Here is a 14,325-nt window from a genome sequence, read left to right on the forward strand (position 1 = left end):
CCCCTACCCGCGTCGCGGGCGGCGACACGGGCCGCGACACGGGCGGCGAGGGTCAGCGGACGACGAGGGTGCGCCGCTCCCGCGCGACCAGTTCGCCGATCACCGGGGCGCCCGGGACCTCCCCGGCGACCAGCAGCCCGCCGGAGGTCTGCGCGTCGGCCAGCAGCAGCCGCTCCTCCTCGCCGATGCGGCGGAAGTCGGTGTGCGGGGACACCCACGCCAGGTTGCGCCGCGTCGCGCCGGGCACGAACCCGTCCCGGACGGCGGCCCGCGCCCCGTCCAGGTAGGGGACGGCGGCGGCGTCGACGACGGCCGTGACGCCGCTCGCCCGCGCCACCTTGTACAGGTGGCCGAGCAGCCCGAACCCGGACACGTCGGTCGCGCACGCGGCGCCGCGCTCCAGCGCGGCGATCCCCGCGTCGGCGTTGAGCCGCGTCATCGTCTCCACCGCGTCCGGGAACACCTCGCCGGTCGCCTTGTGCCGGGCGTTGAGCACGCCGAGGCCGAGCGGCTTGGTCAGCGACAGCGGGACGCCGGGTCGGCCGGCGTCCAGCCGCAGCAGCCGGTCCGGGTCGGCGATCCCGGTGACGGCGAGCCCGTACTTGGGCTCGGGGTCGTCGATGCTGTGCCCGCCCGCGATCGCGCAGCCGGCGAGCGCCGCGGCGTCCCGGCCGCCGCGCAGCACCTCGCGGGCGAGTTCTGCGGGCAGCGCGTCGACGGGCCAGCCGAGCAGGTTGACGGCCATCAGGGGCTCGCCGCCGACCGCGTAGACGTCGGAGAGGGCGTCGGCGGCGGCGATGCGGCCCCAGTCGTAGGCGTCGTCGACGACGGGGGTGAAGAAGTCGGCGGTGGAGACCACGGCCCGGCCGCCGTCGATCCGCAGCACGGCCGCGTCGTCGCCGTCCGGCCCGCCGACCAGCAGGGCGTCGTCGCCGCCGGTGAGGCCGGTCACGACCCGCTCCAGCACCCCGGGCGGAATCTTGCAGGCGCAGCCGCCGCCGTGCGCGTACTGCGTCAGGCGGGCGACGGGGGCGAGGCTGGTCACCCGCACGATTTAACGCACAACTATCGCAAATGATCAAGAAACGGACAGTACGGGGGCGGTCACCGAACGGCGAACATCCCGTCCGACCAGCGCGGAAAACCGCGAACCCCTTGTCCGAACCCCGTTCGGCATGATGCGATTCCCCCTCTGCAAGTCATCACTTACTTCAAGGGGCGACATGGGGATTCCAGACAAACCGGCCGAGCGGAGCTCGTCGTCTGAACGGCGGCGGGAGGGGGCTGGAGGACGGGAGGCCGAGTCGGATCAGGCCGTAGCGGGGCAGACGGTCTGCACGAACCTCGCGGCGACCGTCGAGCGGCACGGCGGCCGGCCCGCCTACGCCGACCGGATCGACGGCGAGTGGCGCACCCTGACCTGGGCCGACACCCGGACCCGGGCGCTGGAGGCGGCGGCCGGGTTCGCCGCGCTCGGCCTGGAGCCCGGCGACGTGGTCGCGCTGATGATGCCGAACCGCTCCGAGCACGTCCTCGCCGACCTCGGCGCCGTGCACGCCGGCGGCGTCCCGACCACCGTGTACGCGACGCTCGCGCCCGACCAGATCGCGTTCGTGGCCGGGGACTGCGCCGCCAAGTACGCCGTCCTGGACGGCAGGGCCCAGCTCGACCGCTGGCAGCCCGTCCTCGACCGGCTGCCCGACCTGCGCAAGGTCATCGTGGTGGACGCCGCCGCCTGCCCGGACGGCGACCGCTACCTCAGCTGGGAGGCGTTCACCGCGCTCGGCCGCGAGCGGCTCGCCGCCGACCCGGCCGGCATCGAGCGCCGCTGGCGGGCGGTCAAGCCCGAGGACACCGTGACGCTCCTCTACACCTCCGGCACCACCGGCGACCCCAAGGGCGTGCTGATCACCCACTCGATGGTGCTGCACGAGGCCGAGATGGTGGAGCGCAGCTCCGTGCTGCCCGAGCACCCGGCCGGGGTCTCCTACCTGCCGTTCGCGCACATCGCCGACCGCGTCCTCAGCTACTACCTGCCGATTCGGCTGGCGTCCCACGTCCACTTCTGCCCCGACCCCGCCCAGCTCACCAGCGTCCTCGCCGAGGTGCGGCCGCACTCCTTCTTCGGCGTGCCCCGCGTCTGGGAGAAGATCATGGCGGGCATCCAGGCGGTGCTGTCGGCCGAGCAGGACGAGGCCAAGAAGCAGGCGGTCGCCGCCGCCCTGGAGGCCGGCCGCGCCTACGTCACCGCCCAGGAGTTCGGCAACACCCTCACCCCCGAGATCACCGCCGCGTTCGAGCGGGCCGATCGGGCCGTCCTCACCCCCATGCGCGCGCTGCTCGGGCTGGACCGCGTCCGGCAGGCCTCCAGCGCCGCCGCGCCGCTGCCGGTGGAGGTCGCCCGGTTCTTCTCCGGCCTCGGCCTGAAGATCTTCGACGCCTACGGGATGACGGAGACGACCGGCGCCATCACCGCCAACCTCGCCGACTCCTTCAAGCTCGGCACCGTCGGCCGCCCGTTCGCCGGGGTGGAGCTGAAGCTCGCCGAGGACGGCGAGATCCTCGTCCGCGGCGCCACCTGCACCCCCGGCTACCTGAACCGGCCGGACGCCACCGCCGACCTCATCGACGCCGACGGCTGGGTTCGCACCGGCGACGTCGGCCGCCTGGACGCCGACGGCTTCCTCACCGTCGTCGACCGCAAGAAGGAGCTGATCATCACCGCGGGCGGGGAGAACATCGCCCCGTCCCTGATCGAGAACCACCTCAAGGAGCACCCGCTCATCGGGCAGGCGCTCGCCTTCGGGGACCGGCGCCCCTACGTGGTCGCCCTCATCACCCTGGACGGCGAGGTCGCCCCCGTCTGGGCCGCCGCCCACGGCATCGACACCACCGACCTCGCCGCCCTCGCCGAGCACCCCGTCGTGCGGGAGGAGGTCGCGAGGGCCGTCGAGGACGCCAACGCCCGCCTCGCCCGCGTCCAGCAGGTGAAGAAGTGGCGGCTGCTGCCCGCCGAGTGGACCGCCGAGAGCGAGGAGCTCACCCCGACGCTCAAGCTCAAGCGCCGCGTCGTGCACACCAAGTACTCGCCCGACATCGACGCCCTCTACGCGGGCTAAGATCATCGGCGGAGGCGTGTGAGCGCCTGGTGGCCTCCCCGGCCTTCAAAGCCGACGGTCCCGAGGATCTCGGGACGGCGGGTTCGATTCCCGTACGCCTCCGCCACCCGGCGTCCCCCCGCCCGCGGGCGGGGGGACGCGGCGGCACGTGGGCACCGGCGTAGCGTGGGGGGTATGAGGCGCCGGAAGATCGCCTACGGGATCATGATGGGGACGTGCCTCCTGCTGTTCGTGCTGGCCTGGGCCGTCGTCCGGCACTGGTCGCACGCCGCCGCGATCGCGATGTCGGTCGCGGCGCTCATCATCCCGCCGTTCGCGGCGATCGTGGCGAACTGGAACATCGACCGCCGCGACTGACCTCCCCCGGGCCGCGCCTGCGCGCCCGGCGCTACTCGGCGCCCTTCGGCTGCGGCGGCTCCTTCATGCTGAAGCGGACCTGGTCGCCCTCGACCGCGGTGACGGTGACGATCAGCGGGTAGGCGCCGCCCTTGGCGTCGTGGACGACGCACTCGATCGTGGTACCGATCTCGCCCTTGAGGTCCTCCGGGCAGTCGGCCGTCGCCGGGCCGATGCCGCCGTCGTCGAAGGGCGGGCCGAACTTGGCGACGATCTGCTTCTCCACCGCGTCGGCGGAGACGGTCTTGGTCACCTCGCAGGCGGCGGTGGTCAGCGCCAGGGCGCCGATGAGGGCGGGTACGGCAAGGTACTTGCGCATCGGTGTCGTGCTCCCCGTGTTCCTGTGCGTGGCTGTGCGTACGCGGTCGTGCGTACATGGCTGTGCGTACATGGCTGTGCGTACGTGGTCGTGCGCGTGGCCGGCCGGCGCTCCGGTCCCCTGTGGGGCGCCGTTGGTACGTTCCGATGGTCGGTCCCCGGCCGCCCCGGGCACCAGGGCGCCCCGTCCCGAGGAGAAAGGGACCAAAAAGGGGACAGAGCGGATCGAACTTTTCGTTACTCACGGGTATCCGGGGTACGGTCACGGCATGGGGCGGATCACCGTGCGCAAGCCCGTGCTGCGGGTGAGCACGACCGGGGCGCGGGGCCGCCGGCCGGACACGCTCGCGGTGGAGGAGCCGCTGGAGATCCGCGTCGCCGGCAAGCCGCTCACGATCACGATGCGCACCCCGGGCCACGACTTCGACCTGGTCGCCGGGTTCCTGGCGGCCGAGGGCGTCATCGGGGACGCGGGCGACCTCGCCGCCATGCGCTACTGCGCCGACACCGCCGAGCAGAACACCCTCGACGTCGCGCTGGCGCCCGGCGTGGCGCCGCCGGACGACTCGATGACCCGGGCGTTCACGACGACGAGCGCGTGCGGCGTGTGCGGGAAGTCCAGCATCGAGTCCCTGCGCGCCGACCGGCCGTACGAGGTCGGGGCCGACCCGCTGCGGATCGCGCCCGAGGTGCTGGCGGTGCTGCCGGAGCGGCTGCGGAAGGCGCAGCGGGTGTTCGACCGGACGGGCGGGCTGCACGCGGCCGGGCTGTTCGGCGCCGGCGGCGAGCTGCTGGCGGTGCGCGAGGACGTCGGGCGGCACAACGCGGTCGACAAGGTCGTCGGGTGGGCGCTGCGGCAGGGGCGGCTGCCGCTGGCCGGAACGGTCCTGATGGTGAGCGGGCGCGCGTCGTTCGAGCTGACGCAGAAGGCGATGACCGCGGGCGTCCCGGTGCTGGCCGCGGTGTCGGCGCCGTCGTCGCTGGCGGTGGAGCTGGCCGAGGACGCCGGCATGACCCTGGTCGGCTTCCTGCGCGGCGAGACCATGAACGTGTACGCGGGAGCGGAGCGAATCGCCCTGTGAAGGGCGCCACTTGTCATCACGGGGCTAAAACCAAGCGGTAACTTGTTGGTTCGGACCCAAGAAACCGCACCCTCCGCAAGAGTTGACTGTCGCCTCAACGCACACACGCGCGCGCGGAGAGCGAGGACGGCATGACGAGGCCCCTGACAGGCGGCGCACCGGCGACCGGAATCGACGAGCGCCACCCGCCGATCAAGCCTCGGCGGGTGAGCTTCGACTGGTCGGCGACGCCCCTGCACTGGGTGCCGGGCGACCCGGTCGCCACGCACATCATCAACTCGTTCCACATCGTCCTGCCGGAGGGCGAGAAGTGGTTCATCCAGTGCGTCAAGGACGCCCGTCCCCATATCAAGGACGAGCGGCTGCTGGAGGAGATCAAGGGGTTCATCGGCCAGGAGATGGTGCACGCCCGGTCCCACCAGGGCGTGCTGGACCAGATCCTGGAGGCCAACGGCATCGACGTCTCCCGGATCACGGACGCGGCCGCCAAGGGCAACGCCGAGCGGCCCGCGCAGATGGCGGCGCTGAAGGAGCGGAACCCGCGGGCCTGGCGGCGCCGGCTGCGGTTCGAGCTGGCCGCCGTCGCCTCGATCGAGCACTACACCGCCGTCCTCGGCCAGTGGATCATGGACAACGAGCGGTTCGAGAAGGCCGGCGTGGACCCGACCATGCTGGACCTGCTGCGCTGGCACGGGGCCGAGGAGGTCGAGCACCGGTCGGTGGTGTTCGACGTCTACAAGGCCATGGGCGGCCGCTACCCGACGCGCGTCGCGGCCTGGGTGGTGTCGCTGTTCTTCCTGTACTGGGCGCTGATCGGCGGGTCGCTGTACCTGCTCAAGCAGGACCCGACCATCAAGAAGCGGGTGACGCCGCTGCGGGTGTACCGCTCCTACCGGCGGTCGGTCCGGCTGGGGCACGTGCCCGGCATCTTCAAGCTGCTGCTCGGCGAGGCGCCCGTCTACCTGAAGCCGAACCACCACCCCTCGAAGGTGTGCTCGACCCCGCGCGCGCTTGAGTACCTGATGCAGTCCCCGGCGGCGAAGGCCGCGGGCTACGACCCGTACTAGGCGCTCCGCCCACTCCCCTGCCGTCCCTGCCCGAGGGCCCGTACCGCCGCGCCGTACGGGCCCTCGTTCTCCGCGGGTCCTTCTTCTCCATGCGTGGCGGGGCTCACGCCGCGTCCCCTTGACCCCGGGGCGATTCGGCGATTTATTACCAAGATGTCTAATAAAGCGGTCGGCGGCCCCCCGGCCCGCAGGCGCCGGGTCCGCGGCGACGGCGTCGACCTCGCCGTCTACGAGCAGGGCGACCCCTCGCGCCCCACGGTGCTGCTCGTCCACGGCTACCCCGACACCCACGCGGTGTGGGACGAGGTGGCCGAGCTGCTCGCCGGGCGGTTCCACGTCGTCCGCTACGACGTGCGCGGCGCGGGCGCGTCGTCGCGGCCGTTCGGCCGCAGGCGCTACACCTTCGACTACCTGATGTCCGACATGAGGGCCGTGCTGGACGCCGCCGCGCCCGAGCGCAGGGTGCACCTCGTCGGGCACGACTGGGGATCGATCCAGGGGTGGGAGGCGGCGTGCACCATGCCGGACCGCTTCGCCTCCTTCACCTCCATCTCCGGCCCCTGCCTGGACCACGTCGGGCACTGGATGCGGCGCAACCTCACCCGCCCCACCCCGGCCAACCTGCGCCGGGCCATGGGCCAGGGCCTGCGGTCCTGGTACATCTACGCCTTCCAGACGCCGGTCCTGCCGGAACTGCTGTGGATGGCCGGGATGACCAAGCCGTTCAACCTCGCACTGGCCCTGGGCGAGGGCGTCCCGCCGCGCCCCGGGCACCCCGCCCGGACCATGGCGCGCGACGCCGCGGCCGGCGTCGGCCTGTACCGGGCGAACATGCTGCGGGGGCTGCGCGGGCCGCGCGAGCGGCGCACGGACGTCCCGACGCAGGTGATCGTCCCGACCAGGGACCTGTTCGTCTCGCCGCACCTGGTGGGCGGCCTCGGCGAGCGCGTCCCGAACCTGTCGCTGCGGCCCGTCGCCGCCGGGCACTGGGTGCCGCGCAGCCACCCCGGCCTCGTCGCGCGGTGCGTCGCCGAGCACGTCACGTCCGTCGAGGGCGGCCCGCTGACGGCCGCCGAGTCCCGGGCCCTGGAGCGGGCGCGGGTCCGGCCGGGGCGGTCGCCGTTCGGCGGCTCGCTCGTCGTCGTCACGGGCGCGGGCGGCGGCGTCGGCCGCGCCACGGCGCTCGCGTTCGCCGAGCGCGGCGCCGAGGTCGTCGCCGCCGACCTCGACCTCGCCTCCGCTCAGCGCACCGCCGAACTCGCCGGGCTGGCCGGGCCGCGCGGGCACGCCCACCGGGTGGACGTGTCCGACCCCGCCGCGATGGAGGACTTCGCCAAGGCCGTCCTGCACGAGCACGGCGTACCGGACGTCGTCGTCAACGCCGCGGACACCGCCCTGGCCGGCTCCTTCTTCGACCACTCCACCGAGGACTGGCGCACGCTGCTGGACGTCAACCTGGGGGGCGCCGTCCACGGTTCGCGGCTCTTCGCCCGGCAGATGGCGGAGCGCGGCCAGGGCGGCCACATCGTCAACACCGCGTCGGCCGCCGCGTTCACGCCGTCGCGCGCCCGGCCCGGCTACGCCACGAGCAAGGCGGCCGTGCTGATGCTGTCGGAATGCCTGCGCGCCGAACTGAAGGGCAAGGGCATCGGGGTCACCGCCGCCTGCGCCGGCCCCCGGGCGCGGCCGGAGCGGGTCGCCGAGCGGATCGTCGCGGCCGTCCGCGCCGACCGGGCCGTCGCCGTGACGCCGTCGGCGCGGCCCGCCCGGCTGGCCGCCCGCGCGGCGCCGGGGGCGGTGCGGCTGCTCGCCCGCCGCGAGCCGGGCGGCGCGCGGGGCTGACCGCCGCCCGCCCGGACACCCCCTAGGGTGATCACCGGGAGGGATGCCGCATGGCGGACGCCGTGGTCATCGGGGCGGGGCACAACGGGCTCGTCGCGGCCAACATGCTGGCCGACGCGGGCTGGGACGTCGAGGTCCTGGAGGCGCAGCCCGAACCGGGCGGCGCGGTGCGCAGCGACCGGGGCGTCCACCCCGACTACGTCAGCGACCTGTGCAGCGCGTTCTACCCGCTCGGCGCGGCGTCGCCCGTCATGCGCGCGCTGGACCTCGAACGGCACGGGCTGCGCTGGCGGCACGCGCCGGCCGTCCTCGCGCACCCGCTGCCGGACGGGCGCTCCGCCGTCCTGGAACGCGACCGCGACGCGACCGCCGCGAGCCTGGAGGCGCTGGGCGCGGGCGACGGCGAGGCGTGGCTGCGGCTGTGCGCCATGTGGGACGAGACGGGCGACGACGTCCTGCGGGCCCTGTTCACCCCGTTCCCGCCGGTCCGGGCGGCGCTGCCGCTGGCGGCGGCGCTGCGCCGCGCGGGCGGCCTGCGGGCCGTGCGGCGGCTGCTCGCGCCCGTCCGCACGCTCGGGGAGCAGGAGTTCACCGGGCCGGGCGGGCCGCTGCTGCTCGCCGGGTCGGCGCTGCACACCGACATGTTCCCCGAGTCGACCGCGGGCTCGGTGTTCGGCTGGCTGCTCGCGATGATCGGCCAGCGGGACGGCTGGCCGGTCCCCGAGGGCGGGGCGGGCGAGCTGACGGCCGCGCTCGTGCGGCGGCTGGAGTCGCGCGGCGGGCGGGTCCGCTGCGGCGTCCTGGTCGCGTCGGTCGTCGTCCGCGGCGGGCGCGCGCTCGGCGTGCGGACCGCGTCCGGGGAGGCGGTGCGCGCGGCCAGGGCCGTGCTCGCGGACGTGGCCGCGCCCGCGCTCTACGGCGGCCTGGTCGGCTGGTCCGACCTGCCGGGCTCGCTGCGCGACGACATGCGCCGCTTCGACTGGGACCACGCCACCTTCAAGGTCGACTGGGCGCTGTCGGGCCCCATCCCCTGGGCGTCCCCGGACGCCGGGCGGGCCGGCACCGTCCACCTGTCCCCCGGCATGGAGGCGCTGACCGACTACAGCGCGGACCTCGCCACCGGCCGCGTGCCGGCCGAGCCGTTCGCGCTGCTCGGCCAGATGACGACCGCGGACCCGGCCCGCTCCCCCGCCGGGACCGAGTCGGTGTGGGCGTACACGCACGTCCCCCACCGCGTGCGGGCCGACGCGGGCCCCGACGGCATCACCGGCGCCTGGGACGAGCGCGAGCGGGACGCCATGGCGGCCCGCCTGGAGGGCGTCGTCGAGCGCCTCGCGCCCGGCTTCCGCGCCCGGATCACCGCCCGCCGCGTCACCGCGCCGCCCGCCTTCGCCGACCACGACGCCAACCTCGTCAACGGCGCCCTCAACGGCGGGACCGCGCTGATCCACCAGCAGCTCGTGTTCCGGCCCGTCCCCGGCCTCGGCCGGGCCGAGACCCCCGTCGCGGGCCTGTACCTGGCGTCCGCGTCCGCCCATCCCGGCGGCGGCGTGCACGGCGCCTGCGGGGCCAACGCCGCCCGCGCCGCGCTCGCCCACGCCGGGCCTGCCGGCCGCGTCCTCACCCCCGCCCTGCGGGGCCTGAGCCGGCTCCTCGCGCCGTAGGTTTACCGGCGCGGGGTTTTCCTCGGCGCCGGAACATGCGACCTTGTCAGGACGACGCGGGTGGCGGCCACCCGGCGACCGGCAGCGGAGCGTGAGGCATGCGGATTCGCGACATCCTTCGACGGAAAGGGGACGCGGTGGCCACGGTGCGGCCCGACGCCACCGTGCGGCACCTGCTCGCCGTCCTGGCGGAGCACAACATCGGGGCGGTGGTCGTCTCCCCGGACGGCACGTCGATCTCCGGCATCGTGTCCGAGCGCGACGTCGTGCGCAGGCTGCACGACCGCGGCGCGGCGCTGCTGGACCGGCCCGTCACCGAGATCATGACCGCGGAGGTCCGCAGCTGCGGCCCCGGCGACAAGGTCGAGGACCTGCGCCGCACCATGACCGAGCACCGGTTCCGGCACGTGCCCGTCGTCGAGGACGGCCGGCTCGCCGGGATCGTCAGCATCGGCGACGTCGTCAAGAGCGCCATCGACGAGCTGGAGAACGAGCGCGAGCACCTGGTCGGCTACATCCAGAACGTCCCCTGACGCCCGTCGACGGGCGGGGGCGCGGTCACACGTAGGCGGGCAGCGTCCGGGCCGCCGGGGCCGCCATGACCTCCCGGTGGGCCACGGCGAGGCGCTCGACGGCCGTGCGCAGCGCGTCCGGCGGCAGCACGTACGGCAGCCGGACGTAGTCCTCCAGGACGCCGTCCGCGCCGAACACCGGCCCGGCGACGACCCGGACGCCGAGCCGCTCGGCCGCCTCCGCCAGCGCCGTCGCGACGGGCGCGCCGATCCGCGCCCACAGCGACATGCCGCCGGCGGGCAGCCGGAACTCCCAGCCGGGCAGCAGCTCGCGCAGCGCCCCGGCGAGCGCGTCCCGGCCGCGCAGCAGGGTCCGCGCGCGCTCGGCGCGGACCTCCTCCACCCGCAGCAGCAGCTCCCGGACGATCAGCTGGTCGAGCACCGGGCTGGCCATGTCGAACGGCTCCCGGGCCAGCACGAGGCGGCGCGCCAGCGGCGCGGTCGTGCGGACCCAGCCGATGCGCAGCCCGCCCCACAGCAGCTTGGACGCCGACCCGATGGTGATGACGCGGCCGCCGCCGTCGTAGGCGGCCAGCGGCGCCTCGCGCGGCGCGTCCAGGTCGTGGGCGAGGTCGGCGAACGTCTCGTCGGCGACGAGGAAGGCGTCGGCGCGGCGCGCGGCGTCGACGAGCGCGGCCCGGTCCGCGGCCGGCATCAGGTACCCGGTCGGGTTGTGGAAGTCGGGGACGGTGTAGGCCATCCGGACGGCGGCCTGCCGCATCGCGCCCGCCGCGAGCTCGATGTCCCACCCCTCGTTCACGCCGACCGGGACGAGCCGGGCGCCGCGGCGGCGCAGCGCGCCGAGCGCGTGCGGGTAGGTGGGGCGCTCGACCATGACGGCGTCGCCCGGCTCCACCAGCAGCTGCGTCAGCAGCGTGAACGCGTGCTGGGCGCCGGTGGTGACGACGATCTGGTCGGCGCGGGTCGGGACGCCGCGCGCGGTGTACCCGGCGGCGACGACCTCGCGCAGCCCGGCCAGCCCGGCGGGCTCGTAGCCGGGCCCCGAGCTGTAGCGGGGCAGCTCGGCGACGGCGGCGGCGACGGCCTCCTCGAAGATCGCCGGGGCGCCGGGGGTGGCGCAGCCGAGGTCGATGAAGGACCCGTCGTCCGGCACCGGGTACGCCTTGCCGTACAGCCCGCCGGGGGGCGCGTCGGTGCGCCGCTCGACCGCCGACATCCGCACCGGGGGCAGCGCCGTCCAGCTCCCCGCGCCCTGCCGGCTCTCGATGTAGCCCTCCTCGCGGAGCCGGTCGTAGGCGGTCGTCACGGTGGTGCGGCTGACGCCGAGGGCGGCGGCGAGGTCGCGTTCGGCGGGCAGCCGGGTGCGCAGGGCCAGCCGCCCGTCCAGGACGAGGGCGCGCACCGACCGGGCCAGCGCGGCGTAGACGGGGCGGTCCCGCGAGACGTCCCCCAGCAGCCGGGCCAGGTGCGGGCCGCTCACATAGCGGGTGCTCATACAAGCCACTTTCGCATAATTGGCCCTACAAGTACCAGTCCACTTCACGCCAGAGTGGGTCCGGAAGATGGCCACTCATGGTGTTGGAGGCGGATAATGGCCTTGATGGCGCGACGGCTCGTGCAGCTCTACGTTGGATTGGCCTTGTACGGGCTCGGGATCGCCCTCCAGGTGTCGTCCGGCCTCGGGAACGATCCATGGGACGTCTTCCACCAGGGGCTCTCCCGCCGCTTCGGACTGTCGATCGGCGCGTGGATCATCATCGCGGGCGCGGTGGTGATGCTCGCCTGGATCCCGCTGCGGCAGCGGCCCGGGATCGGGACGATCAGCAACGTCGTCCTCGTCGGCGTGTTCGCCGACCTGTTCCTGTGGCTGCTGCCCGCCCCGGACGCGCTCGCGTTCCGCTGGGGGTTCCTCGTCGTCGCGGTGCTCGTCGGCGGCGTGGCGACCGGCTGCTACATCGGCGCGGGCCTCGGCCCCGGCCCGCGCGACGGGCTGATGACCGGGATCGCCGCGCGCGGCCACTCCCTCCGCGTGGTCCGGACCGGGATCGAGCTGGCCGTGCTCGCCGCCGGCTGGCTGCTCGGCGGCACCGTCGGCCTCGGGACGGTGCTGTACGCGCTGGCGATCGGCCCGCTGACGCACGTGTTCCTGCCGATGCTGACGGTGAAGGCTCCGGCGGCGGAACCCGCGCCCGAGCCGGAGCCGGCCCCCGCCTAGCGGGCGAACAGGCGGACGGCCTGCTCCGCCGCGGCGGCCAGCAGCGGCGCGGCGTCCGCCTTCAGCTCCGCCAGGGTGCGGGGCCCGTCGGCGAGGCTGAACGCGGCGGTGAGGCCGAGCGCGTGCAGCTCGTCCAGGGGCCCGGCGACGCCGCCGGCCAGGGCCAGGCAGGGGACGCCGCGGTCGCGCGCGAGCGCGGCGACGGCGGAGACGACCTTGCCGCCGGCGCTCTGCCCGTCGACCCGGCCCTCGCCGGTGACGACCAGGTCGGCGCCGGCGAGGGCGGCCGGGAGTCCGACCGCCGCGGCGACGAGCTCGGCCCCGGCGGCCGGCTCGGCGCCGAGCACCCCGACGAGGCCGCCGCAGGTGCCGCCGGCCGCGCCCGCGCCGGGCAGGTCGTGGACGCGGGGCCCGCCGCGCGCGGCGAGCACGTCGGCGAAGACGGTGAGGGCGGCGTCCAGCTCGGCGACCTGCGCGGGCGACGCGCCCTTCTGCGGGCCGAACACGGCGGCGGCGCCGGCCGGGCCGACGAGCGGGTTGGTGACGTCGCAGGCGACCCGGAACCGGGTCGCGCGGACCGCGTCCGGCAGCGCGGAGTCGTCGATCGCGGCGAGCCGGGCGAGGGCCGCGCCGCCCGGCGGCAGCTCCGCGCCGGCGGCGTCCAGGAAGCGGACGCCGAGGGCGCGCAGCAGCCCGGTGCCGCCGTCGGTGCTGGCGCTGCCGCCGATGCACACGAGGACCTCGCGGGCGCCGCGCCGCACCGCGTCCGCGATCAGCTCGCCGGTGCCGTGGGTGGCGGCGTTCAGCGGATCGGGCGGGACGTCCTCGACGAGCGGCAGCCCGGACGCGGCGGCCAGCTCCACCACGGCGGAGCGCCCGTCGCCGGACAGGGCGTAGCGGGCCTTGACCGGGCGGCCCAGCGGGTCGGCGGCGGCGACCTCGACGGCGTCGCCGCCGCGGGCGGCCAGGAAGCAGTCGAGGGTGCCCTCGCCGCCGTCGGCCATCGGCACCGCCGCGACCTCGGCGTCCGGCACGGCCCGGCGCGCGCCCGCCGCGACGGCGGCGCACACCTCCGCCGCGGACAGGCTGCCCTTGAACGAGTCGGGCGCGACGACGATCCGCATCAGTGCTCGGCCGCCAGCGTGGCGAGGACGGACGCGAACTCCTCCGGCAGCACCATCGTGTCGCCCTCGTAGCGGGTCTCCAGGTAGGTCAGCTCGCCCGCGCGCCACCAGTACAGGTGCGGGCTGAGCGAGCCGGGGCCCTCCTCGTAGGCGCGGTGGGCCTGCGCCTGCAGCTCGGTCGCCGCCGCCACGGCCGCCCGGTACCGCGCCCGCGGGTGCCCTTCGGCGATCCGCAGCGGGTGGGCGACGATCAGGCTGCGGTTCGGCGCGATCACCAGCGCCCCGTACGGCCCGATCGGCAGGTACTCCTCCAGCCACGCCAGGTGCGTGACGGCGTAGAACGTCCAGCCGTGCAGGACGGAGACGCGGACGCCGCCGAGGTCCTGCTCGTCGAGCTGGAGGGGCCCGTCGGCGCGGACGTTGGCGCGGCCCAGCATGAACAGCGCGTCGCCGGAGACGGGCCAGCCGTCCATCTCGTCGGTGGTGACGGTGCGGACCGTGGTGGGCGTGTCGACGACGACGGCCTCGATCAGGCCGGGCGCGAACGGCCGGGCGGCGAGGACGCCGTTGTCGGCCTCCGCCGGGTAGATGCGGGTGCGCAGCAGGTGCTGGGCGAGGTCGAAGTCGCTGAGGTCCAGCGGCTCCTCGATCGCGGTGACGATCGTGGTGACATGGTCGGACACCAGCGCCGGCCAGTCGTCGCGCGGCACGAGGCGGGCGAGCTGCCGCAGGTCGCGCAGGCTCACGTGCAGCCGGTTCGCGCCCTCCAGCAGCATCACCTCGCCGGGCGCGGGGGTGCAGCGGTAGCCGAGGCTCTCGGCGACCAGTACCAGCAGCGAGTCGAGGGTCCCGTCGTCCCAGGGTTCGGGACGGGCATGGCGGCCGCTCATCGCGCACCTCCCGAGGGCGCTTCGAGGGTGAGCGCGCCGGGTTCCGGCACGGCGGGGTGCGGATCTTGCGGGGAC

The 14,325-nt window shown here is 75.2% G+C and carries 13 protein-coding genes and 1 tRNA gene; 9 read left to right on the top strand and 5 right to left on the bottom strand.

The window, feature by feature from the left end; genetic code table 11:
* Positions 1-52: 52 nt before the first annotated feature.
* Entirely contained in the window at positions 53-1,045 is a 993-nt protein-coding gene (selD, locus tag ETD96_RS28025; RefSeq protein WP_138639491.1) for a selenide, water dikinase SelD, read from the bottom strand.
* A gap of 178 nt (positions 1,046-1,223) precedes the next feature.
* Between selD and ETD96_RS28030 the strand changes: the two genes are divergently transcribed.
* From ETD96_RS28030 to ETD96_RS28040, 3 genes are all read left to right on the top strand, one after another.
* On the top strand, positions 1,224-3,119 hold the full coding sequence (locus ETD96_RS28030; protein ID WP_138639492.1) for an AMP-dependent synthetase/ligase: 1,896 nt from the start codon (positions 1,224-1,226) through the stop codon (positions 3,117-3,119).
* A 10-nt stretch (positions 3,120-3,129) separates the two neighbouring features.
* Positions 3,130-3,225, top strand: a tRNA-Sec gene (locus ETD96_RS28035).
* A gap of 68 nt (positions 3,226-3,293) precedes the next feature.
* The gene (locus tag ETD96_RS28040; RefSeq protein ID WP_138639493.1) at positions 3,294-3,476 is read left to right on the top strand and encodes a DUF3099 domain-containing protein; all 183 of its coding nucleotides are present in this window, start codon (positions 3,294-3,296) and stop codon (positions 3,474-3,476) included.
* 31 nt (positions 3,477-3,507) lie between these two features.
* On the opposite strand, the gene ETD96_RS28045 is transcribed toward ETD96_RS28040, so the two are convergent.
* Positions 3,508-3,834, bottom strand: coding sequence for a DUF4333 domain-containing protein (locus ETD96_RS28045; RefSeq protein WP_171069272.1), 327 nt, complete (start codon positions 3,832-3,834; stop codon positions 3,508-3,510).
* 268 nt (positions 3,835-4,102) lie between these two features.
* Here ETD96_RS28045 and fdhD point away from each other — a divergent pair, with 268 nt between their 5' ends.
* The 5 genes from fdhD (at position 4,103) to ETD96_RS28070 (ending at position 10,021) form a co-directional block, all read left to right on the top strand.
* Positions 4,103-4,915, top strand: a complete 813-nt coding sequence (gene fdhD / locus ETD96_RS28050) for a formate dehydrogenase accessory sulfurtransferase FdhD (protein WP_138639495.1) — start codon at positions 4,103-4,105, stop codon at positions 4,913-4,915.
* Between the two features lie 131 nt (positions 4,916-5,046).
* A complete protein-coding gene (locus ETD96_RS28055; protein ID WP_138639496.1) occupies positions 5,047-5,982 on the top strand; it encodes a metal-dependent hydrolase in 936 nt (311 codons plus the stop codon).
* A gap of 153 nt (positions 5,983-6,135) precedes the next feature.
* Positions 6,136-7,824: an SDR family oxidoreductase gene (locus tag ETD96_RS28060; protein ID WP_138639497.1), complete on the top strand. Its 1,689-nt coding sequence runs from the start codon at positions 6,136-6,138 to the stop codon at positions 7,822-7,824.
* A 50-nt stretch (positions 7,825-7,874) separates the two neighbouring features.
* Positions 7,875-9,488, top strand: coding sequence for a phytoene desaturase family protein (locus ETD96_RS28065; protein ID WP_138639498.1), 1,614 nt, complete (start codon positions 7,875-7,877; stop codon positions 9,486-9,488).
* Positions 9,489-9,586: 98 nt separating this feature from the next.
* Entirely contained in the window at positions 9,587-10,021 is a 435-nt protein-coding gene (locus ETD96_RS28070; RefSeq protein WP_138639499.1) for a CBS domain-containing protein, read from the top strand.
* A 25-nt stretch (positions 10,022-10,046) separates the two neighbouring features.
* Here ETD96_RS28070 and yczR read toward each other — a convergent pair whose 3' ends face one another.
* Positions 10,047-11,516 (bottom strand): MocR-like transcription factor YczR, encoded by a 1,470-nt coding sequence (gene yczR / locus ETD96_RS28075; RefSeq protein ID WP_138639500.1) that lies wholly within the window; start codon positions 11,514-11,516, stop codon positions 10,047-10,049.
* 96 nt (positions 11,517-11,612) lie between these two features.
* Between yczR and yczE the strand changes: the two genes are divergently transcribed.
* Entirely contained in the window at positions 11,613-12,236 is a 624-nt protein-coding gene (yczE, locus tag ETD96_RS28080) for a membrane protein YczE (RefSeq protein WP_138639501.1), read from the top strand.
* Here the strand turns inward: yczE and ETD96_RS28085 are convergent.
* A complete protein-coding gene (locus tag ETD96_RS28085) occupies positions 12,233-13,360 on the bottom strand; it encodes a glycerate kinase (protein WP_138639502.1) in 1,128 nt (375 codons plus the stop codon). The two genes, yczE and ETD96_RS28085, sit on opposite strands and share 4 nt — an antisense overlap.
* Positions 13,360-14,250, bottom strand: a complete 891-nt coding sequence (locus tag ETD96_RS28090; RefSeq protein ID WP_138639503.1) for a hypothetical protein — start codon at positions 14,248-14,250, stop codon at positions 13,360-13,362. The genes ETD96_RS28085 and ETD96_RS28090 overlap by 1 nt, the downstream gene beginning before the upstream one ends.
* Positions 14,251-14,325: the final 75 nt, after the last annotated feature.

Origin of the sequence: Actinomadura geliboluensis (genome assembly GCF_005889745.1) — a bacterium.
GTDB classification, from domain to species: domain Bacteria; phylum Actinomycetota; class Actinomycetes; order Streptosporangiales; family Streptosporangiaceae; genus Spirillospora; species Spirillospora geliboluensis.

What these genes read in the sequence shown, in the direction of transcription:
- ETD96_RS28030 (WP_138639492.1), top strand. Translation starts at nt 1,224, where the DNA reads ATGGGGATTCCAGACAAACCGGCCGAGCGGAGCTCGTCGTCTGAACGG.
- ETD96_RS28040 (WP_138639493.1), top strand. Translation starts at nt 3,294, where the DNA reads ATGAGGCGCCGGAAGATCGCCTACGGGATCATGATGGGGACGTGCCTC.
- ETD96_RS28045 (WP_171069272.1), bottom strand. Translation starts at nt 3,834, where the DNA reads ATGCGCAAGTACCTTGCCGTACCCGCCCTCATCGGCGCCCTGGCGCTG.
- fdhD (WP_138639495.1), top strand. Translation starts at nt 4,103, where the DNA reads ATGGGGCGGATCACCGTGCGCAAGCCCGTGCTGCGGGTGAGCACGACC.
- ETD96_RS28055 (WP_138639496.1), top strand. Translation starts at nt 5,047, where the DNA reads ATGACGAGGCCCCTGACAGGCGGCGCACCGGCGACCGGAATCGACGAG.
- ETD96_RS28060 (WP_138639497.1), top strand. Translation starts at nt 6,136, where the DNA reads ATGTCTAATAAAGCGGTCGGCGGCCCCCCGGCCCGCAGGCGCCGGGTC.
- ETD96_RS28065 (WP_138639498.1), top strand. Translation starts at nt 7,875, where the DNA reads ATGGCGGACGCCGTGGTCATCGGGGCGGGGCACAACGGGCTCGTCGCG.
- ETD96_RS28070 (WP_138639499.1), top strand. Translation starts at nt 9,587, where the DNA reads ATGCGGATTCGCGACATCCTTCGACGGAAAGGGGACGCGGTGGCCACG.
- yczR (WP_138639500.1), bottom strand. Translation starts at nt 11,516, where the DNA reads ATGAGCACCCGCTATGTGAGCGGCCCGCACCTGGCCCGGCTGCTGGGG.
- yczE (WP_138639501.1), top strand. Translation starts at nt 11,613, where the DNA reads ATGGCCTTGATGGCGCGACGGCTCGTGCAGCTCTACGTTGGATTGGCC.
- ETD96_RS28085 (WP_138639502.1), bottom strand. Translation starts at nt 13,360, where the DNA reads ATGCGGATCGTCGTCGCGCCCGACTCGTTCAAGGGCAGCCTGTCCGCG.
- ETD96_RS28090 (WP_138639503.1), bottom strand. Translation starts at nt 14,250, where the DNA reads ATGAGCGGCCGCCATGCCCGTCCCGAACCCTGGGACGACGGGACCCTC.